Annotated in this window: 19 protein-coding genes; 6 read left to right on the top strand and 13 right to left on the bottom strand. The window is 72.7% G+C overall.

What is annotated here, in order from left to right; genetic code table 11:
- Positions 1-2: 2 nt before the first annotated feature.
- On the bottom strand, positions 3-1091 hold the full coding sequence (locus SPI96_RS03870) for a lysostaphin resistance A-like protein (protein WP_321081052.1): 1089 nt from the start codon (positions 1089-1091) through the stop codon (positions 3-5).
- Positions 1092-1213: 122 nt separating this feature from the next.
- Between SPI96_RS03870 and SPI96_RS03875 the strand changes: the two genes are divergently transcribed.
- The 3 genes from SPI96_RS03875 to SPI96_RS03885 all read left to right on the top strand — a co-directional run bounded on the left by SPI96_RS03875 (position 1214) and on the right by SPI96_RS03885 (position 2809).
- Positions 1214-1627 carry a VOC family protein gene (locus tag SPI96_RS03875; RefSeq protein WP_321081053.1) on the top strand — a complete coding sequence of 138 codons (414 nt, stop codon included), beginning with the start codon at positions 1214-1216 and terminating at the stop codon, positions 1625-1627.
- 203 nt (positions 1628-1830) lie between these two features.
- Positions 1831-2355 (top strand): hypothetical protein, encoded by a 525-nt coding sequence (locus SPI96_RS03880; protein ID WP_321081054.1) that lies wholly within the window; start codon positions 1831-1833, stop codon positions 2353-2355.
- Positions 2348-2809, top strand: coding sequence for a hypothetical protein (locus SPI96_RS03885; RefSeq protein ID WP_321081055.1), 462 nt, complete (start codon positions 2348-2350; stop codon positions 2807-2809). Before SPI96_RS03880 ends, SPI96_RS03885 begins: the two co-directional genes overlap by 8 nt.
- Positions 2810-2959: 150 nt before the next feature.
- Here SPI96_RS03885 and SPI96_RS03890 read toward each other — a convergent pair whose 3' ends face one another.
- The 10 genes from SPI96_RS03890 to SPI96_RS03935 form a co-directional block, all read right to left on the bottom strand.
- The gene (locus SPI96_RS03890) at positions 2960-4054 is read right to left on the bottom strand and encodes a permease (protein ID WP_321081056.1); all 1095 of its coding nucleotides are present in this window, start codon (positions 4052-4054) and stop codon (positions 2960-2962) included.
- 16 nt (positions 4055-4070) lie between these two features.
- Positions 4071-4715, bottom strand: a complete 645-nt coding sequence (locus SPI96_RS03895) for an ABC transporter ATP-binding protein (RefSeq protein ID WP_255843448.1) — start codon at positions 4713-4715, stop codon at positions 4071-4073.
- Positions 4712-5767 carry a hypothetical protein gene (locus tag SPI96_RS03900; RefSeq protein ID WP_321081057.1) on the bottom strand — a complete coding sequence of 352 codons (1056 nt, stop codon included), beginning with the start codon at positions 5765-5767 and terminating at the stop codon, positions 4712-4714. Before SPI96_RS03900 ends, SPI96_RS03895 begins: the two co-directional genes overlap by 4 nt.
- A complete protein-coding gene (locus SPI96_RS03905; RefSeq protein ID WP_321081058.1) occupies positions 5764-6516 on the bottom strand; it encodes a hypothetical protein in 753 nt (250 codons plus the stop codon). Before SPI96_RS03905 ends, SPI96_RS03900 begins: the two co-directional genes overlap by 4 nt.
- 448 nt (positions 6517-6964) lie before the next feature.
- The gene (locus SPI96_RS03910) at positions 6965-9046 is read right to left on the bottom strand and encodes an ABC transporter ATP-binding protein (protein WP_321081059.1); all 2082 of its coding nucleotides are present in this window, start codon (positions 9044-9046) and stop codon (positions 6965-6967) included.
- Entirely contained in the window at positions 9043-10800 is a 1758-nt protein-coding gene (locus tag SPI96_RS03915; protein WP_321081060.1) for an ABC transporter ATP-binding protein, read from the bottom strand. Before SPI96_RS03915 ends, SPI96_RS03910 begins: the two co-directional genes overlap by 4 nt.
- 136 nt (positions 10801-10936) lie before the next feature.
- Positions 10937-12109: an LppP/LprE family lipoprotein gene (locus SPI96_RS03920; RefSeq protein WP_321081061.1), complete on the bottom strand. Its 1173-nt coding sequence runs from the start codon at positions 12107-12109 to the stop codon at positions 10937-10939.
- A 54-nt stretch (positions 12110-12163) separates the two neighbouring features.
- Complete coding sequence (locus tag SPI96_RS03925; RefSeq protein WP_321081062.1) at positions 12164-12952, bottom strand: sulfite exporter TauE/SafE family protein; 789 nt, start codon at positions 12950-12952, stop codon at positions 12164-12166.
- A gap of 43 nt (positions 12953-12995) precedes the next feature.
- A complete protein-coding gene (locus SPI96_RS03930; protein WP_321081063.1) occupies positions 12996-14270 on the bottom strand; it encodes a phospholipase D-like domain-containing protein in 1275 nt (424 codons plus the stop codon).
- Positions 14271-14279: 9 nt separating this feature from the next.
- Complete coding sequence (locus SPI96_RS03935; protein WP_321081064.1) at positions 14280-15275, bottom strand: acyl-CoA thioesterase; 996 nt, start codon at positions 15273-15275, stop codon at positions 14280-14282.
- Between the two features lie 144 nt (positions 15276-15419).
- Here SPI96_RS03935 and SPI96_RS03940 point away from each other — a divergent pair, with 144 nt between their 5' ends.
- From SPI96_RS03940 to SPI96_RS03950, 3 genes are all read left to right on the top strand, one after another.
- Positions 15420-16028, top strand: coding sequence for a HEAT repeat domain-containing protein (locus SPI96_RS03940; RefSeq protein WP_321081065.1), 609 nt, complete (start codon positions 15420-15422; stop codon positions 16026-16028).
- Positions 16029-16038: 10 nt separating this feature from the next.
- Positions 16039-17331 (top strand): methyltransferase domain-containing protein, encoded by a 1293-nt coding sequence (locus tag SPI96_RS03945; protein WP_321081066.1) that lies wholly within the window; start codon positions 16039-16041, stop codon positions 17329-17331.
- Between the two features lie 304 nt (positions 17332-17635).
- Entirely contained in the window at positions 17636-21028 is a 3393-nt protein-coding gene (locus tag SPI96_RS03950) for a beta-phosphoglucomutase family hydrolase (RefSeq protein WP_321081067.1), read from the top strand.
- A 119-nt stretch (positions 21029-21147) separates the two neighbouring features.
- Here SPI96_RS03950 and SPI96_RS03955 read toward each other — a convergent pair whose 3' ends face one another.
- Positions 21148-22617: a sensor histidine kinase gene (locus SPI96_RS03955; protein ID WP_321081068.1), complete on the bottom strand. Its 1470-nt coding sequence runs from the start codon at positions 22615-22617 to the stop codon at positions 21148-21150.
- Positions 22614-23273 (bottom strand): response regulator transcription factor, encoded by a 660-nt coding sequence (locus tag SPI96_RS03960; protein WP_321081069.1) that lies wholly within the window; start codon positions 23271-23273, stop codon positions 22614-22616. Before SPI96_RS03960 ends, SPI96_RS03955 begins: the two co-directional genes overlap by 4 nt.
- Positions 23274-23296 lie beyond the last annotated feature (23 nt).

Genomic DNA, 23296 nt, shown 5'->3' on the forward strand with positions numbered 1-23296 from the left:
GCTCAGGCGACCAGGCCCAGCGCGCGGGCACCGGACTCGAGCGCGGGCAGCAGCACCGCCGGGGTCACCGGCTGCGGGCCGGAGTCCTCCAGCAGCGGCCGCACCAGGTAGATCACGAGGATCGCGATGCCGTTGTTCACCATGTGCAGGGCCACCGCCCACGCCAGGGAACGGCCCAGGAGCACGTAGGACACCGTGATCGCCACCGCGAGCGTGAGGTACGGGACCATCTCCACCGGGTCGAACCGGAAGCCGGTGCCGAGGAAGTGCAGCAGCGTGAACGCCATCACGGACAGCACCGCGCACACCCACACGTTCATGTGCCGGGAGAGCTTGCCCACCAGCAGGTGCCGGAACAGGTACTCCTCCACCAGGGGCGCGCCCACCACGGTGAGCAGCGCCATGCCCACCGCCGGGACCTGGGTGGTCATCTCCTCCAGGGCGGCCTGGTTGGCGCTGGTCTGGGCCTCACCGACCAGGGAGAGCACCACCACGTTCACCACGATGCACGCGAACCACAGCCCCGGCAGGAGCAGCAGCTTCCACCAGGTGCCCGTGCGGAACACACGCAAGGAGGTCACCAGCGGACGCCAGGCGACGGCGAGCACCAGCGCCACGAGGATCGCGTAGCCCACGGCGTTCACCGTGAACTCATCCGCGGGCGTGAACGCGTCCAGGTCCGAGGGCACCAGGCCCAGGGCGGAGGCCAGGAGCAGGCCCAGCCCCACCACCATGATCGCCACGTACACGACCACCACGAGGGCGTCGGCCCAGCGGAAGGGGCCCGGGGTCCAGTCCGGCGCGGTGCGGGCGGCGGCGCGGCCCGGCCAGCCCGACGGCGGCCAGCCTGCGGGCGGCGGGCTCGCCGGCGCGGTCCCGGCGGGGGCGCCCGCCGGGATGGTCCCGACGGGGGTGCCCGCTGGCACGGTGGTCCCGACGGGGGTGCCCGCCGGCGGGGCGTCGGGGCCCCTCCGTGCGGCACGACGGTCGGCGCGGGTCGGCCAGCCCGGCGGGGGCCAGCCCTGCGGGGCCCGGTCCGAGGCCGAGGAGGGCACGGCGTCGTCCTGGGGGGCGGAGGGGGGAACGCTCATGCCGTCACCCTACCGACGGGGCTGGTCACGGCCTCTCGCGGACCCCGCCCCAGTGAGAGGTGCCTCACGCGCAACCGGGCGGCAGTGGCAGCCGGGGCGGGGGCTGGTCTACGGTGCTCCTCATGGCCCTGTTCTCCCAGCCGGTGTACATCAACCTGCCCACCACGGACGTCGACCGGCTCCGCACCTTCTGGAGCGCCGTCGGCGCTGACATCGACGAACGCTTCTCCGACGAGAACTCGGTGTGCGTGCAGCTCACCGACTCCACCTACGCGATGTACATGAGCCCGAGCTACTACACCGACTTCCTCGGTGACCGAGAGATCGCCGACTGCATCACCACCAACTCGGCGCTGCTGCAGCTCTCGGCCGGTAGCCGCGAGCACGTGGACGAGGTGCTGCGCCGGGCCGTGGAGGCCGGCGGCACCGAGGTCGAGCTGCCCGTGGAGCTCCGCGAGGACATGAACGCCTCCGGCGTGTACTCCCGCCAGGTGGTGGACCCCGACGGTCACCAGTGGGAGTTCATGGCCGCCTGACCCCCGGCGCTCCCGTGGACGAAACGGGAGGGTTCCCAGGCGCTTCCGTTCGAGAAACGGGAGCTTCCCCGAGCGCTCCGGTGCGAGAAACGGGAAGGACGTTCACGACGTCGTCACCCCGGCGCCGCTCTCGGGTCACCGCTCCTCCCTAAGGTCGGGACGCCGGGCATCCGCCCGGCGCACCCCACGCCCCTGGAGCGACCATGGCCCGCCTCGCACGCCTGCCCCTCGCCGCCGCTGCGGCCCTGACCCTGTCCCTCAGCGCGGCCACCCCGGCCCTCGCCGCCCCGCCCGCCCATGCCGCACCCCACTCCCAGGCGACCACGACCGCCCCGGCGAGCGCCGGCGTCGGGAAGGGTGCCGCGAAGGCCGAGGCCTTCAGCTTCGGCGTGATCGGCGACGTCCCCTACGGCGCCGCGCAGGTGGCCCGCTTCCCCGGGATGATCGACGAGCTCGCCGCGCAGCGCGACCTCGAGTTCCTCGCGCATGTGGGCGACATCAAGGCCGGCTCCGCCGTGTGCTCGGACGAGTACTTCCGCATGATCCGCGCCGAGGTCGACCGGCTGACCATGCCGTTCATCCTCACCCCCGGTGACAACGACTGGACCGACTGCCACCGAGCCAACAACGGCTCCTACGACCCGCTCGAGCGCCTGCAGGCCTTCCGGGACGTCTTCTACCCGCGGGCCGACCGAGCCGACGGCGGAGCAGATCGCCGAGGTGCGTGAGCGGGACGCCGCCAACGCCCTCATGCTGCGGGAGGCCTTCGCGGACGCGAAGCGCACGAACGCCCGCGGCGTGGTGCTGATGCTGCAGGCCGACATGTTCCACCCCGGCATGGTGGAGGACGGTGTGGTGCCTGCTGAGACGGCCGAGCGGTTCCAGCCGTACCGGGAGACCGTGCGGCTGATCGCCGAGCTCTCCGCCGGGTTCGACGGGCCGGTGTACCTGATCAACGGCGACTCCCACGTGTACACCGCGGACGCCCCGCTGGCCGCGGGCTCCCCGTGGCTGGACGTGTACGGGGTGGCGCCGGTGGCGAACCTGCAGCGCATCACCGTGGAGGGTGCGGCGACGTCGAACGAGTGGACCCGGTTCTCCGTGGCCCCGCAGTCCGCGGGCAGGGGGAAGAACCCGGTGCAGGAGCTGCTGACCTGGGAGCGCGTGCCGTACACCCGCTGAGCCCCACGGGGGCTTCCCCCGGCGCCTGAACGCTCCCGTGGACGAAACGGGATGTTCCGGACCCGCTCCCGTTCGAGAAACGGGAGGTTCCCCGAGCACTCCGGTGCGAGGAACAGGCGCCTCCCCCCTCCACCGCCACCGCGGGAGGGGTCAGGCGGTGCGCATCACCCGCACCGGGTCCCGGAAGGCCGCGAAGGCCGCCGGGAGCAGGCTCGCCACCACGGCGGTGAGAACTGCCAGGACAGCCACGCCCGCCACGAAGTCCAGCCCCAGAACGCTCCCCTGCGCCATGACGACGCCGTACCCCGCCCCCGCGCCCACCGCCGCCCCGAGCATCGCCGGGGCGGCGGTGCGGGCCGCCACGAGCAGCACGAGGTCCGCGCGGCCGATGCCCAGGGTGCGGCGGCGGCCGAGGTCACGGCGACGGATGAGCACGTCGGCGAGCACCACGATCGCCACGAAGAAGGCGCCCGCCCCGAGGATGAGCAGCAGCAGGGACCGGCCGAGCCCGGCCAGTTCCCCGGTGATCGTCTCGTTGCCGGCGGCCAGCGCCCGCGCGGGCTGCACCTGCGAGGAGCGCGGGTCGGGGTCGATCACAGCCAGGGCGGAATCCTGCATGGCGCGGGTGCCGGCGGTGTCCGGGGCCAGGACGCGGACCTGCTGGACCACCAGGGAGGCCGGGGTGGCGGGCACGGCGAGCGCGTACCCGTCGAGATCGTCGAACGGAGTGCGCGCCTGGAACGCGCCCACCACAGCCCACTGGCGTCCGTCTGCGGCTTCGAACGCCCCAGAGGGCTGGGCCAGGCCCAGCTCGGCTAGCTTCGCCTCGGGCACCACCACCTCCCCGGGGCCGGGCAGACGGCCGCGGGTGAGCTCGATGCCACGGTCCAGGGTGCCCACCAGGTGGGTCACCGCCACACGCGTGCCGCCCGGGCCGATGGCGCTGTTGACCGTGTCCACAGGGATGTCACGGGCCAGGGCCGCCTCAGCGGTGTCGAGACCGGCGAGGGTAGCGACGGTGGCACCCGTGAGGGATCCGGTGCCTCCCGAGTCCGTCACGGTGAGCACGCGCGCCGCCGGCCCGGAGAGCTCCGCGGCCACAGCGGCCTCCGTGGCGGCTTGCCGGCCCACCGTGGCGACGGCGGCGAAGCACATGGCGGCCACCACCAGCAGCACGAGCGCGGAGGGCACGGGTGAGGTACGGGCGGCTGTGACGGCCTCGCGCAGCAGGGTTCTCAGGTTCACGGGCGGACCTCCGGGTTCACAGTCGCACCACCTCGTCCGCGCGGGCGACGACGGCCGGATCGTGCGTGGCCACGACCACGGTGCGTCCCTCGGCGGCCGTCTCGGCCAGCGCGTCGAGCACCAGGGCGGCGTTGTCCGGATCCAGGTTGCCCGTGGGTTCGTCGGCCAGCACCACGGCCGGGGTGTTCACGAGCGCCCGGCACACCGCCACGCGCTGGGCCTGGCCGCCCGAGACCTGGCCCGGCCGGTGCTCGGCCCGGTGCCCGAGCCCGAACCGCTCCAGCAGGTTCCGAGCACGATCTTCGAGCTCGCGGCGGGGCAGGCCGGCGTAGAGTCCGGGCTCCACCACTGAGTCCAGGATGGGCCGGGACGGGTCCAGCTCGGAATCCTGGAACACGAACCCGATGGATGTGGCCCTCAGCCGCGCCCGGCCTCGGTCCGGTAGGGCGGAGGCCTCGACGTCGCCCAGGTGCACCACGCCCCCCGAGGGCGTGAGCATGAGCCCCAGCACGTACAGCAGCGTGGACTTGCCGCGCCCGGAGGGGCCGGTGAGCGCCGTGACGGCCCCGGGGGTGAACCGGTGGGTCAGGCCGTCGAAGAGCTCCTCCGCTCCGCGCGTGTACGCGAAGCGCAGGTCCGCCACGGACAGCTCCGCACTCACGGCGCGCCGTTCAGCACGCGCACAGTCTCCCCCGCGGCCACGCCGTCCACCACGGCCAGGCCGTCGGCGGAGCCACGGACGGTGACGGCGCGTTCCTCCGGGGCGCCCCCGCGCACCACGGTGACGTTGACGGAGCCATTCGGCTGGGTCCGCAGCGCGGACACAGGCACCACGGGCCCGGTGACGGGCGGAACCACGTTGACCTTCGAGAGCAGGGAGGTGGAGGCCTCGGCGGGCAGGGAGTCGCAGTCCGCGCCGCAGACCACCCCGCCGTCGGGAGAGGTCAGGGGGATGCGGATCACCCCCTGCTCGTCCGCGGTGGACTCGCCGGCCACGGCCTGCCATGTGTGCCCACCGTGGGGCACCGTCACCGCGGTACCGGCCGGGATCATGGCGGCCTGGTCCTGGTTGACCTCGATGGCGAACGTGGGCTCATCACCGGGGCGGGCGACGATGGTCTCGCCGCCGGCGAGCATCCCGCCGACGGCCGTGGCCCTCGCGTCCACGCTCAGCGCGATGGGGAGCGACTCCAGCACCACGAGCTGGCCCAGCTCCACGGTGTCCGCGGCCGGGTAACCCCGTGTGGTGAGCCAGGCGTTCCAGGCCGTGGCGGTGGCCTCGTCCCAGGTCCCGGTGGCCTTCACCGTCGTCCCCGTGGCGGCGAGCATGCGCTGGAACGCGGTGACATCGCTGCCGGTGGCGCCCTCGCCGAGGGCCCGCCACTGAGGCAGCTCACCCTGCACGGCGATCACGGGCTTCTGCGCGACGGCGTACAGCACATCCCCGGCGGCCACCTCACCGGACTGCCCGGCCCGGGTGACGACGCCGGACAGCGCGTTCACGGCGGCCGGCGCCTGCTCGCGGGTCACGGACACGCCGAGGGTGATGACGCGGCCGAGTTCCTGCTCGGCGACGGTGACGACGGCGTCCTCGGATGGACGCTGCTCGGCCTGGGCCGGCGGGGTGAGCGTGACCCGGCCAGCCCAGAAGGCGAGGGCGGCGACGAGCACCACCGCGAGGACGAGGGCGGCCCAGCGGGCGGGGCGGGTCATGGGGCCGTTCCCCAGAAGACGTCCTGTGGCGGCAGCTCGGGACAGGTCGCGGTGATCTCGGCGTAGCGGGCGTCGTCGAGGCCGACGAGGGAGTCCTGGACCGGCCACCAGCTGATCCGCCCCGAAGTGTGGAAGGCCGCCACCCAGGCCTCCTTCGACGGCTGCGTGGACCTGTCCACCGTGAGCCCATGGCCCTCGAGGCAGGGGATGGCGTACTGATCCCAGTAGTCGTATGCCAGCCGCAGCTGCGCCTCGGACCAGTCCTGTGACAGGCTCGGGTCCACGGGGAAGGTGAACGAGCAGGACCAGCTGGCCAGCTTGTACGCCTCCTCCTGGGACTCGGGTGGCGCGTCCCAGGCGATGCCGCCTCGCACCTCGTCATACGTGGCCGGCACGCCACGTTCCCTCATGCACTGGGCGACCCACCGCTCGTGCTCCTGGGTCGAGGAGGCCCACCCACGCCGGGTGACCGGCGGGGGGTCGACAAGGCCGAGGCCAGCGGCCTCACGCGCCTTGTTCGCCTCATACCAGCGCTCCCGCTCGGCCTCGTCCGTCATCCTCCGCTCGACCTTCTCGGTCGGAACCCAGGCGGCGGGGTCCCATGTGCCCTCAGACGCGTGAGGGGGAGCGGCGTTGGCGGGCGATCCTTCGAGCGCCTCGACCGCCGACGGGTCAGCGGACCCGCACGCCGTGAGGGCCAGGGCGGCCACCGCCGCCAGGGCGATTCCCGCCGCGATACGTGACGTCATGGGCGGCCGAGCCTCAGTAGGGGTAGTAGCAATAGCCATAGGTGCCCGACAGCAGGAGGGAAACCGACTCCACTGCTTCACACCCATAATGACCCTCCTCAAGCTTCTAACCTCAATGAAGCCGCCTCACACAGTAGGGGGCTACCCGATCAGGCGTCAAGAAATTTCTCAGATATTTCATATATTACGCCCGCCACCACAGGGAAGCGCATCCCGACGGTGGCCCCTCCGACGCTCCGGTGTACGAAACGAGAGGTTCTCCGGGCACTCTCGTTCGAGAAACGGGAGGTTCCCTCAGCACTCCGGTGCAAGAAACGGGCGCCTCCCCTCCCCCGCCACCGCGGGAGGGGAGGCGCCGCCACCAGGGCGGGCCCGCCGTCGTCGTGGGTCAGCGCCCCGCTGCGCCCCGGCCCCGCGGCTCCGCCGACCGCACTCGGCCTCGGCCCGGTCAGTCCTCCCCGCCGCGGAACTGGCTCATGTACAGCCGGTGATAGGCGCCGCGCGCGGCGAGCAGCTCGTCATGGGAGCCCTGCTCCACGATGTCGCCGTGCTCCATGACGAGGATGACGTCCGCGTCGCGGATGGTGGAGAGCCGGTGCGCGATCACGAAGCTGGTCCGGTCCGAGCGCAGCGCCGCCATCGCCTCCTGCACCAGCACCTCGGTGCGCGTGTCCACGGAGGAGGTCGCCTCGTCCAGGATGAGGATGGACGGCTGCGCCAGGAACGCCCGGGCGATGGTGATGAGCTGGCGTTCGCCGGCGGAGACGTTCGCGGCGTCCTGCTCGATCACCGTGTCGTAGCCGTCCGGGAGGGTGTGCACGAACCGGTCCACATAGGTGGCCCGCGCCGCCGCGAGCACCTCTTCATCCGTGGCCTCCAGGCAGCCGTAGCGGATGTTCTCGCGGATGGTCCCTCCGAACAGCACCGCGTCCTGCAGCACCATGCCCGTGGCGGCGCGCAGCTCGGCCCGCGGCACGGTGCGGGTGTCCACGCCGTCCACGAGGATCCGGCCGGCGTCGACGTCGTAGAACCGCATCACGAGGTTCACCAGCGTGGTCTTGCCGGCGCCGGTGGGGCCCACGATCGCGATGGTCTGCCCGGGCTCGGCCACCAGGTTCAGGTCGGTGATCAGCGGCCGCTCCGGGGTGTAGGAGAAGCGCACGTGCTCGAACTCCACGCGCCCGCGCACGGGCTGCGGAAGATGCCCGACGACGGCGCCCGCACCTCCCGTTTCTCGCACCGGAACGCTGGGGGAGGCTCCGGTTTCTCGAACGGGAGTGCCCGGGGTGCCTCCCGTTTCGTGCACCGGAGTGCCCGGGGCGGCTCCCGTTTCTCGAACGGGAGCGTCGGGGGTCTGTTCGGGCTCGTCGAGGAGCTCGAAGATCCGCTCGGCCGAGGCCACCCCGGAGATCAGCATGTTGGACATGCCCGCCACCTGGCCCAGCGGCTGGTTGAACTCGCGGGAGTACTGGATGAACGCCGTCACCGCGCCGAGGGTCATCTGGCCGTTGGCCACGCGCAGCCCGCCCACCACGGCGATCCCCACGTACCCCAGCCAGTTCACCCACTGCATGATCGGCATGATCATCCCGGAGTAGAACTGCGCCCTGAACGCCGCCCGGTACAGCTCCTCGTTCCGCTCATCGAAGCGCTCGGCCATGTCCGTCTGCCGGCCGAACACGGTCACCAGCTCATGCCCGGTGAAGGACTCCTCGATGTGCCCGTTGAGCCGGCCGGTCTCCCGCCACTGCGCGGTGAACAGCGCCTGGCTCCTCTTGCCGATCACCCCGACCACCACGCCCGCCACCGGCAGCGCGATCAGCGCGATCAACGCGAGCTGCCAGGACAGCCAGAACATCATCCCGACGATCCCGATGATCATCAGCACCGAGTACACGAGCGTGACGAACGCCTGCTGCAGCGCCTGCTGCACGTTGTCCACATCGTTGGTGGTGCGCGAGAGCAGGTCACCGCGCTGGCGGGTGTCGAAGTAGCTCAGCGGCAGCCGGTTCAGCTTTGCCTCGATGTCCTGGCGCAAGCGGAACACGATCCGCATGACGACGTCGTTGAGTACGCGCCCCGCCAGCAACACGAACGCCTGAGCCACCACGTACATGGCCAGCACCGTGAGGATCAGCCGGGCCAGCTCCGCGAAGTCGATCCCGGCGCCCGGGGTGAAATCCATGCCGGAGAGCATGTCCGCGGCCTGGCCCTGGCCCCCGGCGCGCAGCCCCTCGATCACCTGCTCGCGGGAGGCCCCGGCGGGCATCTGCGCGGAGATCACCCCGCCGAAGATCACGTCCATGGCCCGGCCCAGCACATGCGGGGCCCACACGTTGAGCACCACGGCCACGAGTACGAGCGCAGAGACCACCGCGAGCCCGGCCCGGTCCGCCCCGAACAGGCCCAGCAGGCGCTTGGCCGAGGGCCAGAACGCCTTCGCCCGGCGGCTCGGCCCGCCTCCCCAGTCGCCGCCGGCACCGGACTCCTGCAGCTCGACGATCTCCGCGTCGGTCAGCTGATCGCTCACGCCAGTTCCTCCTCACGGATCTGGGAGTCCACGATCTCCCGGTAGGTGCTGTTGGACGCCAGCAGCTCGGCGTGCGTGCCCCGCCCGACGACGCGGCCCGCCTCGAGCACGACGATCTGGTCGGCGTCCACGATGGTCGCCACCCGCTGAGCGACGACGATGCGCGTCACGTCCCCGGCCGAACGGTCCAGGGCGGCACGCAGGCGCGCGTCCGTGGTGACGTCCAGGGCGGAGAACGAGTCGTCGAAGAGCAGCACACGCGGGGCCGCCACGAGGGCGCGGGCGATGGACAGGCGCTGCCGCTGGCCTCTGGAGACGTCCGTACCGCCCTGGGAGAGCCGGGAGTCCAGGCCCGTGGCCGCCTCCTCGCCCTCCCCGGTGGTGCGCTCACGCACGAAGTCCGCTGCCTGGGCGGTGGTCAGGGCCGCCCAGATCTGCTCGTCCGTGGCCTCCGGGGCGCCGAAGCGCATATTCTCCCGGACGGTGCCGGAGAACAGGTAGGGCTTCTGGGGGACGATCGCCACGGCCGCGGTGAGCTCGGCACGGGCCAGCTCGGTGACGGGCACGCCGTCGATCAGCACCTGCCCGCCGGTGGCGTCGTAGAGCCGCGGGATGAGGTTCACCAGCGTGGACTTGCCCGCGCCGGTGGAGCCGATGATCGCCGTCGTGGTGCCGGGGGCCGCGGTGAAGCTGACCCCGTCCAGCACGGGCGCCTCGGCGCCGGGGTACGCGAAGGTCACGTCCCGCAGCTCCACCCGGCCCTCACGACGCGCGGGCACCACCGGGTGCACCGGCTCGGCGAGCGTGGGGACGGTGTCCAGGACCTCGCCGATGCGGCGGGCGGAGATCACTGCGCGCGGGAGCATCATCATCATGAAGGTGCCCATCATCACGGCCATGAGGATCTGCAGCAGGTACTGCATGAACGCGGTGAGGGAGCCGATCTGCACGAGCTCGGCGTCCACCCGCTGACCGCCGAACCACAGCACGGCCGCGGTGGCCAGGTGCAGGATCATGGTGATCACCGGGCCGAGCAGCACGAAGAGCCGGCCGATCCGCACGGAGGTGTCCGTCAGGGCCGCGTTCGCGTCCGTGAAGCGGGCGGCCTCGTGCTCCTCGCGCACGAACGCGCGGACCACACGGATGCCCATCACCTGCTCGCGCATCACGCCGTTGACGTCGTCGATGTTCGTCTGCATGCGCTGGAACAGGGGCATCAGGCGCGCGACGATCCAGCCGACGATCACCAACAGCACCGGCACCGAGACCCACACGAGCCAGGACAGGCCCGGGTCCTCCTGCACGGCCATGATGATGCCGCCGACGGCCATGATGGGCACCGCCACCATGAAGTTCAGGCCCATGAGGGTGACCATCTGCACCTGGTTGACGTCGTTGGTGCCGCGGGTGATGAGCGTGGACGCGCCGAAGCGGCCCAGCTCCTCCGCGGAGAACGCGTCCACCCGCGTGTAGACGGCCCGGCGCAGGTCCCGGCCCACACCCATGGCGGCCTTCGCTCCGAACCAGACGGCGGCGATCGCGGCGACCACCTGGACGAGGACCACGCCCAGCATCACCAAGCCGATCTCCCAGATCCGGGCGGTGTCCCCGAGGGCCACGCCCTCGTCGATGATCCGGGCGTTGAGGCTGGGCAGGTAGAGCATGGCCAGCGTGCTGATCAGCTGCAGCACGATGACCGCCGCCACGGCGCCGGCGGCGGGCCGGAGGTGACGGCGCAGAAGGGTCCAGAGCATGGGCTTCCTCGGAGACGGGGCGGGGATGCGCCCGACGACGGCGGGGCGCGCTCTACGAGGATACGCCCGGCCCCGGACGGGGTACCGCGCGTCGACGACGCCGCCGTCCGGCGGCCGTGAGATCACATGCGCGGGCTCAGCGTGTGGGACGGGTGGAGCTCATCTTCGGCCCGGCGACGCTGATGGAGGCGCCGGTCGTGGTGTTCGTGCAGTCGAACCCGGCGACGGTGGCGGTGCAGGTGATCCCACGGTGCGTGTGGGACTGCCCGGGAGCCAGTTCCACACTGTTCGGCTGCGGGCCCTCCAGCCCCATGGGCATGCCGGGGAAGGCGGCCTGGAGGTCCGGAATCCTGGTGGGAGCGCCCGTGGCCGGCAGGATCGCCGCGTTGTCGTGCTTCCCGAAGCACATCACCCGCTTCGCGGAGCCGATGCAGAATCCGGTGCCGCCGCTGTTGGAGAGGATGTAGAACTCGTCCTTGGAGACTCCCCCGGCAGCGCCGGTGGCCGAGGGCTGCGCCGAGGCGGAGGCACTGGCTGCGGCCATGTCCGCCCCCGGATTCCCGGACTCCACCGGGCCGCCAGCGGCAGCGTCCCAGGAGACGGTGGCGGTGGTGCGGCCCGAAGCCTCCGCGGTGGTCTCGCCCGGGAGGGAGAACACGTAGTACAGCTGCACCGTGTCCTCGTCGACCCTAGTGACCCCCGACGCCCCCTCCAGCTTCTCGGACACCTTCCCGACGTACTTGCCGTGGTGGAAGATGTGGACGTCCATCGCTGATGCCGCCGTGCCACCAAGGGGCTCCCCGATGGCGGAGAGCACAGCGCAGTCGTCGTAGGCACTGAAGTCCGCTTCCCTCTCTGAGAAGGGCCCAGAGGTCCCGGACTTCTTCCGTGCCGCCCCCAGGGCCTCCGGACCGGTGAGGCCCGAGCACTGCGGGGTGGAGGCCCCAGCCGCACCCGTCATGCCGGGTGAGGCGGACGCCGTCGACGACGGTGCCGAGGGGGTCGGCGCGGCCGACGTAGAGGGCGCAGCGGTCGGCGTTGCCGAGGTGGGGGCGGCGCTCGTGGTCGGGGCGACCGACGCGGAGGGTGTGCTCGACGTCGCGGACGCGGAGGGGCGAACGCTCGAGGAGGCCGCCGTGCTGGGCAGGGCGGAGCTGGTGGAGGGAGCGGACGTCGGAGAGACCGACGACGCGGACGTCTCGGCGGGCTCGGGGGTGTCGGTGCCGAAGCACCCGGACAGGGCCAGTGTGCCGGCGAGGGCGAGGGACAGGAGTGCGGGGCGACGAAGAGCTGCGGGTGCGATGCGCATGAGGCCATGCTAGGCCGCGCTCAGCATGCCCACTCGATGCTGTGCGGGCACATGTCATCGAAGTGTGCCGGCCACCTGCTGCACCACCTGCTGGGCCAGGAGCAGCACGCCCATGCCCAACACGAACCAGCCGAACGCGGTCTTCAGGGCGGACCCCGACACCCGGTGCGCCATCAGCACCCCGACGACGCCGGCCGCCGCCATCGCCCCCGTCACCGGCCCCAGCAGGGCCCAGTCCAGCCGCGCCGCCCCGAGGTGGCCCACCAGGCCCATGGCCGAGTTCATCGCGATGATGAGCAGGGCTGTGCCCACGGCCGTGGCCATGGGCAGCCCGAGCAGCAGCACGAGCGCCGGGACGATCAGGAACCCGCCGCCGGCCCCGACCACACCGGTGATCAGCCCCACCCCCACCCCCCGGGTGAGGACGCGGGCCAGCGGCACCGGGCCGCCGTCGTCGGCGTCGTCGGCCTCACCCCGGGAGGCCGCTCGCCGGCCGGAGCGGATCATCTTCACCGCACTGACCAGCATGACGGCGGCGAACCCGACCATGAGCACCGGCCCGGGCAGGCGCCCGCCCAGCAGCCCGCCGGCCAGCGCCCCCACCATGGACGCGGCCCCGAACGTGAGCCCGATGCGCCAGGCCACGGCCCCGCGCGCGGCGTGCACGAGGGCCGCCACCAGGGAGGAGGCCCCGACCATCACCAGGGAGCCGGGCACGGCCTCCTTCGGGTCCATGCCGGCCACGAGAGTCAGCAGCGGCACGGTGAGGATGGACCCGCCGCCGCCCATCAGGCCCAGCAGCAGGCCCACCACCACCGCCAGACCCACGACGGCGGCGCTCACCGCCGCCGCCCCCGGCCCGGGCCCCGGTCTCGGCCCCGGGGGCTCACAGCAGCGGGCGCAGGGGGCGCAGCATGGTCTCCACCACGCGTGCCAGCCCGTGCCGGTCCTGCCAACGGGGGGAGCAGAGCACCTCGGACACGGCCGAGTCGGCCTCGAAGATCTCCTCCATCCGGGCGGCGAAGTCCCGGTCCACCACGGAGAGGTTCGTCTCGTAGTTGAAGCTGAGGGAGAGGCGGTCGATGTTCGCGGTGCCCACCGTGGACCACTCACCGTCGATTGTGGCGGTCTTGGCGTGGATCATGCCGGCGGCGTAGAGCACCACCGTGATCCCAGCCTCCGCCATCTCCGCGTAGAACCCGCGGGACACCCAGTCGGCCACCACATGGTTGGAGTCCTTCGGGATCATCACACGCACGTCCACCCCACGGCCGGCGGCGTCCTTGAGGGCATCGAGCACCTGGCGGTCCGGGATGAAGTAGGGGGTGGAGATGTAGATGTGGCGCTGGGCGCGGTCGATCGCATTGAGGTAGACGGTGCGGATCGGGTAGGTCAGCCGCAGCGGCAGGTTCGCGGACACCGTCACCACCGGCTCCCAGGAGAGCGGCTCGATCCACTGCATCCGCTCCTCGCCCCGGTGCGCGGAGTTCCACACCTGGCTGATGGAGTGGTCCAGGCCCCACACGGCCGGGCCCTCCTCCTTCACATGGGTGTCGCGCCACTCGCAGGCGTACTCGTCGCCGATGTTGTAGCCGCCCACGTAGCCGACCCGGCCGTCCACCACGAGGATCTTCGAGTGGTTGAACCCGCTGTGCCGCACCAGGCCCCGCCAGAAGGGGCGCGCGAACGCCGGGAGCCGGTACACGCGCACCTCGGGGTGGAACTGCCGGTAGAAGCGGCGCGGGACCACGAGGTTCCCGAAGCCGTCATAGCTGACCCACACCTGCACGCCGCGCGCAGCCGCCCGGTTGATGGCGTCCAGGAACCGCTGCCCGGTGGCGTCGGCCTTCCAGATGTACGTCTCGAGCTTCACGCTCTCCTGGGCCGCGTCGATCGAGGCGATCATGTCGTCGAAGACGTCCGAGCCGGAGGTGAAGATCGTCAGGGTGGAGGCGCCCACGGTGGCCTCGAAGGTGCCGGGCCGCTGCGCGGGGCGACGCCGGCGCCCACGCCGCTTGACGACGTCGTACGCGGTAACACCGACCGCGGCGACCACCGGGGCCGCACCCACGCAGAGCCCGTACGCCACGGCGGCACGGGTGGCGATGGCGCGCAGGGGGACGGCGGGGACAGAGGTGCGCAGACGGCCCAGGCGGTTCATCCTGCGATTCTACTGAGGCCCATCCCGGCCGTCGCGGCCCCGCACCGTGGGCGGCACGCTGGTCCAGGCGGCGCCCACCTGGGAGCGCAGCCGGACGAGGTCCATGGCGGCGGCCTGCAGCTGCCGCGCCTCGGGGCCGGCCGGGGTCCAGGGGCGCACGGGTTCGGCGTGGCCGTCCTCACCGCGGGCCACCATGACGGCGATCGAGTGGGCCACCCGCTCGGGGTGCCGGCTGCTGCGGGGGCCGGCGTGGACGCGCAGGGCCACATGCATGGAGCGGTCGGTGGTGTTCACCAGCAGGGCGTCCACCCGCACGAGGTCCCCCACGTGCACGGGGCGGTCCAGGCGCACACCGCCGGCGAACACGGCCACCACGTTCTCCTCACCGGTCCAGCGGGCGGCGCACACGCCGGCGGCCTCGTCCAGCCAGCGCAGCACGACACCGGCGCTCACCGTGCCGCCGGCGGTCGCCTCGGCGGCGGGGGCCAGGAAGGAGAGGGTGGTCATCTCCTCGTGCTGCTCCCCCGGCTCGGGGAAGGGCAGGCGGTTCATGGCGCGCTCCACGGTGCGGCGGGCGACGCTGGAGCGGCGGGCCTGGCGGTCCCGCTCGACCTGCCCAGCGGTGGAGGGCATCCAGGCGGGCACGTCCCTGGGCTGCCCGCCCACCTCTGCCCCGTACACGGTGATGGAGGCGGTGGCGACGAGGGGGGCGCCGTCGTCGTCGAGGAGCTCGGGCAGCAGAACGCGGGTCTGCACGTGGATGGAGGAGCCGTGGGTGCGCACCACCCGGCCCTGCACCGTGACGCGGGTGTCCACCGGCACGGGGTGGGAGAACTGCATGGTGCCGATGTAGCGGGCGCGCACGTAGGTGCCGGACCACGAGGCGGCCACGGCGTAGCCGACCTTGTCGATCCATCCGACCACGGTGCCGGCGTCCACGAGGCCGGAGGGGTGGTCGAAGTGGTCCGCCCGGATGTCGAGGGACAGGGATCCGGTGCGGTTCATGCTTCCGAACGTATCACCGGAAGCAGCCTTCATGTGTTCTAAGTCACGCGCTGCCTATGACTCTGCCAGCTCCCTCTCAGACAGTGCACGGACAGGCTCCCGGCCGGTGCACCCGGCCCCTGCGGAGACGGGAGAATGGGGGGCATGAGCCGCCCAGACCCCCTCCCCCTGCCCGCGGAGCGGCAGACCCCGCACACCCGCCTGGCCCGCCGTGTGGACGAGGCCGTCGCCGAGCGCGGGCGTGCCGCCGTCGCGCAGGTGGCCGCACGGCTGCTGCGGGGCACGGCCACGCCCCAGGACGTCACCTCCGGGGCGGCACGGCAGATCCTCGGCGACGACGGCGAGCTCGCCCCCGCCGCGGCCGGCGCCCTGACGCTCGGGCTGGTGTGGGACCGCCGGGCCGGCGAGGCCCTCGTGGCAGCTCTGGACGACCCCGACCCCGAGGTCCGCGCCGCTGCCCTGCTGGTGCTGGCCGGCCACGCCGAGACCCTGCGTGCCGACGCCGCCGTGGACCGGCCGCTCGTGGACCGGCTCCGCCGCGCCGTCGGGGACCCGGACCCGCAGGTCAGGGAGGCGGCGGCCGCCGCCCTGGGCGCCCTGGCCCGCACCGAGGACCTCGAGTCCGCCCTGCCCGTGCTCAACGCCCTCGTGACGGACGTGGACCCGGAGCTCGCGGCTGCCGGCGAGCTCGCCCTGGCCCAGCTGGCCGAGCGCCTGGGCCGCCCGGACCTCGTCGCGGACCCCCGAGGCTGAGGGGACCGCCGTGCAGTGCCCCCACTTCGACGCCGGCGAGTGCCGCTCCTGCCCTCTCATGGGCGTGCCCTACGAGCGGCAGACCGCCGACATGCAGGCCGCCGTGCTGGCGGCGCTGGCAGACGTGCTGGACCCGGACACCCGCGTGGAGGAGCCCTTCACCGGGCCCGAGTCCGGGTTCCGGAACAAGGCCAAGCTGGTGGCCACGGGCACGGCGGTCGCCCCCCGGCTGGGGATCCTGGACCCGCGCCAGCACCCCAGGCACCACGACGGCACGGGCGTGGACCTGCGCGACTGCGGCCTCTACCTGGACGGCATGGAGGGCGTGTTCCACGCGTGCGCGGCGGCGGTGACGGCGGCCGGGCTGGAGCCCTACGACGTCGCCGCGCGCACCGGGGAGCTCAAGAGCGTGATCGTGACCCTCTCCCCGGGCCGGGAGGCGATGGTGCGGTTCGTGCTGCGTTCGACCGTGCAGCTGGATGCGCTGCGCGGCGCGGTGCCGGGGCTACTGGCGGACCTGGCGGCACGCGGGACGCCGGCGGCGGTGGTGTCCGCGAATCTGCTGCCCGAGCATGTGGCCCTGCCCGAGGGGGACGAGGAGATCCTGCTGGCCGGCGGGCCGACCCTGCGGATGGAGCTGAACGGGATCGGCCTGCGCCTGCGCCCGCAGGGGTTCTTCCAGACGAACACGCAGGTCACCGAGGGCCTGTACGCCACCGCCGCGGACTGGGTGACGGGCCGTCGCCGGCTCGAGGACGCGGGAGCGGAGGGCGGCGGCGGCGCGGGCGAGGACGCCGGGATTGAGGGCGGCATGGGCGACGGCGGTGGGGCGCCGGCGTCGGCGTGGGACCTGTACTGCGGGGTGGGCGGGTTCGCGTTCCACCTGGCCCGCGCGGGGGTGCACGAGGTGTGGGGCATGGAGTCCTCGGCGGAGGCGGTGGCGGCCGCGCAGGAGACGGCCCGGGAGCTGGGGCTGGCCGACCGCGCCCACTTCTCCCCCGGCGACGCCACCCAGGCGCTTTCGTTCGAGAAACGGGAGCTTCCCCAAGCGCTCCCGTGTGAGAAACGGGAGGTGCCCGACGTCGTCGTCGTGAACCCGCCGCGGCGCGGCATCGGACCGGAGCTGGCCACGGCCCTGGACGCCTCCGGCGTGCCGACCGTGCTCTACTCGAGCTGCAACCCGACCACGCTGGCCCACGACCTCGCCGCCATGCCCGCCTACCGGGTGGACCGACTGCAGGTGTTCGACATGTTCCCCCAGACCCGGCACGCCGAGGTGCTCACACTGCTGCGCCGGCGGTGAGGGGCCTCCACCCACCGCCCCCGACCTGCCCTGCCCTGCTCTGCCCCGCCCCCGCCCTGCTCCGCCGCAGGATCGACCGTTCTCCGCGAAATCGACCGTTCTCCGTTCGAGATGCCGGAGAACTGTCGAGGCGGAGGGCAGAACACCACCCCCTCCCGACCGGGCACCCCGGCCCCGTAGGCTGGTCCCGAACGCGCCCCGCCTGCGGCCCCGGCCGCCCCGCCGCCCCGCACGCAGCGCCGCCGGCCCACCGCACCGACGCGGCACGGCCCGGCCCCCTCCACCGTCTCCCCGAAGCGAAGGCATGCCACCCGTGACCCAGACCCTCACCCCCGCCGAGCAGCAGGACCGCAACGCCCGCCGCCACCGCCTGCGCCGCTACCGCGCCGTGATCTTCGACATGGACGGCGTCATCACGGACACCGCCGGGGTACATGCGGCGGCGTGGAAGGAGTTGTTCGACGAGGCCCTCCCGCAGGTGGGTGCCCTGCCGGTCAACGCGGCCGCTGTCGTCGCGGACCCGGAGGCGCTGCGCCCCTTCGACGCGCGCATCGACTACCTGCACCACGTGGACGGCCGCCCCCGGGAGGACGGCGTGCGCTCCTTCTTCGCCTCGCGCGGGCTCGCAGTGCCCGAGGCCGACGACGACGCCGCCTCCACCCGCCCCGAGCTGACCGTCCTCGCACTGGCCGAGCGCAAGCAGGGGTACTTCGAGCGGGTGCTCGCCCGCGATGGCGTGCGCGTGTTCCCGGAGGCCCTGGACCTGCTGGAGAAGCTGCGCGACAAGGGGGTGCCGGTGGCGCTGGTGACCTCCTCGAAGAACTCCCGCCCCGTGCTCTCCGCCGGCGGGGTGCTGGACTTCTTCCCGGTGATCGTGGACGGCCACACCGCCCTTGAGCGCGGTCTGCCCGGCAAGCCGGACCCGGCGATGTTCTGGGAGGCGGCCCGCGAGCTCGGGGTGGATGTGGCGGACGCGATGGTCCTCGAGGACGCGGTCTCAGGTGTGCAGGCGGCCGCGGCCGGACGGTTCGGCCTGGTGATCGGCGTGAACCGGGAGCCGGAGCACGGCAAGGCCCGCCTGAAGGACGCCGGCGCGCACATCGTGGTGGAGGACTTCGGCACGCTCGCTCTGGACAAGCGCACCACCACCCCGTTCGACGCCGCCTGGGTGCTGCGTTGGGACTCGTTCGACCCCGCGGAGGAGGGCACCCGTGAGGTGCTGTGCACCCTGGCCAACGGGTACTGGGGCACGCGCGGGTCGATCCCCGGCTCCGTGATCACGGACGTGCACTACCCGGGCACGTACCTGGCCGGCGTCTTCAACCGCCTGACCTCCATGGTCCAGGGCCGGCAGGTGGAGACCGAGCACATGGTCAACATCCAGGACTGGACGCCGCTGGTGGTGATCCCGCGGGGCGGGCGCCCGCTGCTGCCCAGTGATGAGAACCTCGTGGACTTCGTGCAGGAGATGGACCTGCGCCGCGGCGTGCTCTCGCGCACCATGACGTTCGAGGACGAGCAAGGCCGGCGCACCTCGCTGTCCACACGCCAGTTCCAGTCCCTGGCCAACCGGCACCTGGCGGCGATCGAGCTGACCGTGGTGGCGGAGAACTGGTCGGGGGACCTGACCGTCCGGTCGATGATTGAGGGGCGGGTGGCGAACCTCAACGTCTCGGACGACCGCTCCCTGGCCAACCGCCACCTCGAGCCCGTGCGGGCCACGGCGGTGGATGGGGAGACGGTGGTGCTGGAGACCGTCACCTCGCAGTCCGGGGTGCACATCGCCGTCGCCACCCGCACCCGGCAGATGGCCCCGGTGGGCCACAGCGAGCCGATCCGCCGCCCCGTGGACGAGTCCGACCTCGTGGCCGGCCAGGACATCCGCCTCCACATCGAGGAGGGGGTGCCGCTCGTGCTGGAGAAGACCGCCGCGGTGGCCACCACGCACGACCACGCCCAGGCGTCCGTGTGGGAGTCGGCGGTGAAGACCGTCCAGCGGGCGCAGAACTTCCGCAACCTTCTCACCCTGCACGAGCAGCGGTGGGGCATGAACTGGGACCGGTTCAGTGTGCGGATCGACCTGGCCGAGCAGCACCGGAACCAGCGGCGTTCCTCGGCGGTCCTGGCGGAGGATGAGGAGTTCGTCTCCCCCCGGTTCGACGCCGGCCGCTCGGCGTCGGTGGGCTCCGCCGTCACCGAGGGCAAGGACGGCGCGTCCCTGCGCCAGCAGCTGGCCCTGAACCTGCACACGTTCCACGTGCTGCAGACCGCGTTCGGCAAGCGCCGCGACCTGGACGCCTCCATCGGCGCCCGCGGCCTGCACGGCGAGGGCTACCGTGGGCACATCTTCTGGGACGAGATCTTCGTGTATCCGATGCTGACGCTGCGCCGCCCGGAGATCACCCGCGGCCTGCTGATGTACCGGTTCCGCCGCCTCAACGAGGCCCGCGCCAATGCGCAGGCCGAGGGCTGGGCCGGGGCCATGTACCCGTGGCAGGCCGGTTCGGACGGCCGCGAGGAGACGCCCACGGAGCTGTGGAACCCGCGCAGCCGCATGTGGATGCCGGACAACTCGCACAACCAGCGGCACGTCTCCCTGGACATCGCGTACTCGGTGCTGCGGTACATCGAGATCGCCAAGGATGCGAGCTTCATCTCGGACTACGCCGCGGAGATGCTCGTGGAGATCTCCCGGTTCTTCACGTCCATGACCCTGTTCAACTCGGAGACCGGCCGGTACGAGATCCACGGTGTGATGGGCCCGGACGAGTTCCACGACGGCTACCCGGAGACCCCGGGGTCGGGCCTGCGGAACAACACGTACACCAATGTGCTGACGTCCTGGGTGCTCTCGGAGACGGCCCGCCTGATCCGCTGGTTGGACACCCTGGACGACGGCCTGGTGGAGGTCATGGAGATCTCCGAGGAGGAGATCGAGCGCTGGGAGGAGATCTCGGCGAAGCTCACGGTGCCGTTCTTCACGGAGGGCCCGGAGGCGGGCATCCTGGCGCAGTTCGAGGGGTACCAGGACCTGCTGGAGTTCGACTGGGACGCGTACCGGGCGAAGTACGGGAACATCGGCCGCATGGACCTGATCCTGCAGTCCGAGGGCGATGCGACCAACCGGTACAAGCTCTCCAAGCAGGCGGACACGCTCATGCTCCCGTACCTGTTCTCCGGGTCGGAGCTGGAGGCGATCCTGGGCCGCATGGGGTACGAGCTGCCGCAGGAGGCGCTCGAGCGCACCGTGGAGTACTACGAGGCGCGTTCCACGCACGGCTCCACGCTGTCCCGTCTGGTGCATGCGTGGGTGGCCGCGCGCACGGACCCGGACCGCTCCTGGGACCTGTTCACGGAGGCGCTGGAGTCGGACCTGTCGGACACGCAGGGCGGCACCACCCGCGAGGGCATCCACCTGGGCCTGATGGCCGGCACCGTGGACACGGTGATCCGCTGCTACTCGGGCCTGGAGACGCGCGACGACGTCGTCCGCTTGGACCCGCGGCTGCCCTCCCAGCTGCCGGGGGCCCGATTCACCATCCGGTACCACCAGCAGCCGGTGGTGATCCACATGACCCAGGAGAACGTGACGGTCACCGCGGGCGAGGGCATGTGGCACGAGGTGCCGATGGTGGTGGCCGGCCAGGAGCGCACGCTGCACCCGGGCGAGGAGTTCACGGTGGCGCTGCAGCGCTGAGCGCTGGCCCCCCACCCGCGCAGATCCGCGGCGAGAACGCCCCCTCTGCCCTCGTGTTCGGCGGCCGGTGGGGTCGTTCTCGCAGCGGATCCGTGCAGCGGTTCCCGACGGCGGCGCGCTCAGCGGGTGGGCAGGGTCGCCTCGAGCGCCCAGCGGTCCCCGTCCGGACCCACGGAGATGGACCCGCCGAACAGGCTCACCCGCTCGGCCATCCCGGCCAGGCCGAACCCGGAGGCCGGCAGCGCACGACGCCGCCCCGCACCTTCCCTGCCTGCGCCTTCCCGGGCCTCGGGGCCGGCGCCCCGGGTCTCGCGGCCTGCCTCCCGGGCCTCGCGCACCCCGTCCCGGCCACCGTGCCCGGCCCCCGCGGGGATGCGGCCGGTCTCACCGGCGGTCGGGCTGACCAGGCGCAGCCGGAGCCGGCCGCGCCCGTCCACCCGGCTGGACATCTCCACCTCGCCGGCGCCGGGGCCGTGCTTGAGGATGTTCGTGGTGCCCTCCTGGGCCACGCGCAGCACGGTCAGCCGCAGGGACTCGGGCAGCTCCTCCAGCCCGGCCAGCTCCCCGGACACGGTGTACCCGGCGGCCCGGAGCCGGCCGCGGAACTCGGCCACCCTTGCGGGCAGGTCCGTGACGTCGTCGGGCTCTCCGGTGCCCTCGTTGCGGGAGGTACCCCGCAGCGCGGTGAGCATGCGGCGCAGGTCCACGAGGGACTGCCGGGCGGCCCCCTCGATGGCCTCCTCCGCCCCGCGGCGCCGCGCCGGGTCCGTGAGGGTGGGGAGCATGGCCGCCTGCATGGAGATCACGGTGAGCCCGTGCGCCACGACGTCGTGCAGCTCCGTGGCGATCCGCTGCCGCTCCGCCTCGGCGGCCTGGCGGGCCCGCCGCGCTGCGGCCTCGAGGGCGGCCACCCGGTCCCGGGCCTGGTGCCGGGCACGGCGGACCAGCAGGGCCGGCAGGGCGAGCAGCGCAGCGATCACGGCCATCGTCGAAGCGGCCCAGGTCAGATCCACGGAGCCCGCGGACGGGGTGACGAGCAGTTCCGCGGCCACCACCAGCACCACGAGCGCCGCGGCGGCCGTCCACACGAAGCGCCGGCGGGCGTAGCGAGCCACCATGGGCGCGCCGAGCACCCAGCCGCCGCTGAAGGAGAGCGGGTGGAGCTGCGGGTGGTCCGGCCCCACCAGTCCCAGGAGCGCCACGGCGCTGGCACCGAGCACCAGGGCGGCGGTCACGGCGGGCTGCCACGCGAACAGCAGCGTGGCCACCACCCCCACCACCACGAGGCCCACCCGGATCACCAGACCCACCCCGGTGCGGGGCTCCAGGGAGGTCAGATCGGCGGCCGCGGGGTCGGCCTGCACCGCCGGGTCCTCCGCGAACCAAGCGGCCAAGGCGGGCTCGAACACGAAGATGACGATCTCAAGCACCAGCATCAGCCCGGCCAGCACCCACAGGACGATCCGGGTGTGGCGGCTGACGGGTTCGGCCTGCAGCAGGCGGGGCAGGCGCGCCCCCTCGGAGACCTCAGCGCCGACGACGCCGTCTCCGCGGGTGCGGGTCCCAGCCCCGCCGGTCGCGGGGGTCACCCGATCTCCACGAGCCCGTGACGGGCGGCCTTGATGAGCACCTGCACGCGGTCCCGCACCTGCCACTTCTCCATGATCCGTCCCATGTGGGTCTTCACGGTGGCCTCGGTGACGAACAGGGCCGCGCCGATCTCCGCGTTGGAGCAGCCGTGGGCGAGCTCGCGCACCACGTCCCGCTCCCGCTCGGTGAGCTGCTCGTGCTCGGGCAGCGGGGCGGGGCCGGTGCGCCGCTCCTCCCCGCCGGTGGCGGCGTCGATGAGGTCCCGGGCCACCTGCGGGGAGAACACCACGTCCCCGGCGTGGACCCGGCGGATGGCCTCCGTCACCTCGGCCGGCGGGGCGTCCTTGACGAGGTAGCCGGAGGCCCCGGCCTGCAGGGCGGGCACCAGGTACTGCTCGGAGGAGAACGTGGTGATCGCCAGCACCCGGGTGTCGGGCAGCTCCGCGGTGATGGCCGCCGTCGCCCCCACCCCGTCCAGGCGGGGCATCTGCATGTCCATGAGCACGACGTCGGGCCGCACCCGGCGGGCCACGCGCACCGCCTCCTCGCCGTCGGCGGCGCTGCCGGCCACCTCGAGGTCCTCCGCGGTGGAGACGAAGTGTTCAAGGGCGGTGCGCATCAGCTGCTGGTCGTCGGCGACGAGGACGCGGATCATGCCCTCAGGCTAATCCTCGCCCC

The organism is Micrococcus sp. (genome assembly GCF_034179925.1).
Classification (GTDB): Bacteria; Actinomycetota; Actinomycetes; order Actinomycetales; family Micrococcaceae; genus Micrococcus.

Bases quoted from the DNA above. Each gene is read 5' to 3' on its own strand.
- SPI96_RS03870 (WP_321081052.1), bottom strand. From the start codon at position 1,091: ATGAGCGTTCCCCCCTCCGCCCCCCAGGACGACGCCGTGCCCTCCTCG.
- SPI96_RS03875 (WP_321081053.1), top strand. From the start codon at position 1,214: ATGGCCCTGTTCTCCCAGCCGGTGTACATCAACCTGCCCACCACGGAC.
- SPI96_RS03880 (WP_321081054.1), top strand. From the start codon at position 1,831: ATGGCCCGCCTCGCACGCCTGCCCCTCGCCGCCGCTGCGGCCCTGACC.
- SPI96_RS03900 (WP_321081057.1), bottom strand. From the start codon at position 5,767: ATGACCCGCCCCGCCCGCTGGGCCGCCCTCGTCCTCGCGGTGGTGCTC.
- SPI96_RS03905 (WP_321081058.1), bottom strand. From the start codon at position 6,516: ATGACGTCACGTATCGCGGCGGGAATCGCCCTGGCGGCGGTGGCCGCC.
- SPI96_RS03915 (WP_321081060.1), bottom strand. From the start codon at position 10,800: ATGCTCTGGACCCTTCTGCGCCGTCACCTCCGGCCCGCCGCCGGCGCC.
- SPI96_RS03920 (WP_321081061.1), bottom strand. From the start codon at position 12,109: ATGCGCATCGCACCCGCAGCTCTTCGTCGCCCCGCACTCCTGTCCCTC.
- SPI96_RS03930 (WP_321081063.1), bottom strand. From the start codon at position 14,270: ATGAACCGCCTGGGCCGTCTGCGCACCTCTGTCCCCGCCGTCCCCCTG.
- SPI96_RS03935 (WP_321081064.1), bottom strand. From the start codon at position 15,275: ATGAACCGCACCGGATCCCTGTCCCTCGACATCCGGGCGGACCACTTC.
- SPI96_RS03940 (WP_321081065.1), top strand. From the start codon at position 15,420: ATGAGCCGCCCAGACCCCCTCCCCCTGCCCGCGGAGCGGCAGACCCCG.
- SPI96_RS03950 (WP_321081067.1), top strand. From the start codon at position 17,636: ATGCCACCCGTGACCCAGACCCTCACCCCCGCCGAGCAGCAGGACCGC.
- SPI96_RS03960 (WP_321081069.1), bottom strand. From the start codon at position 23,273: ATGATCCGCGTCCTCGTCGCCGACGACCAGCAGCTGATGCGCACCGCC.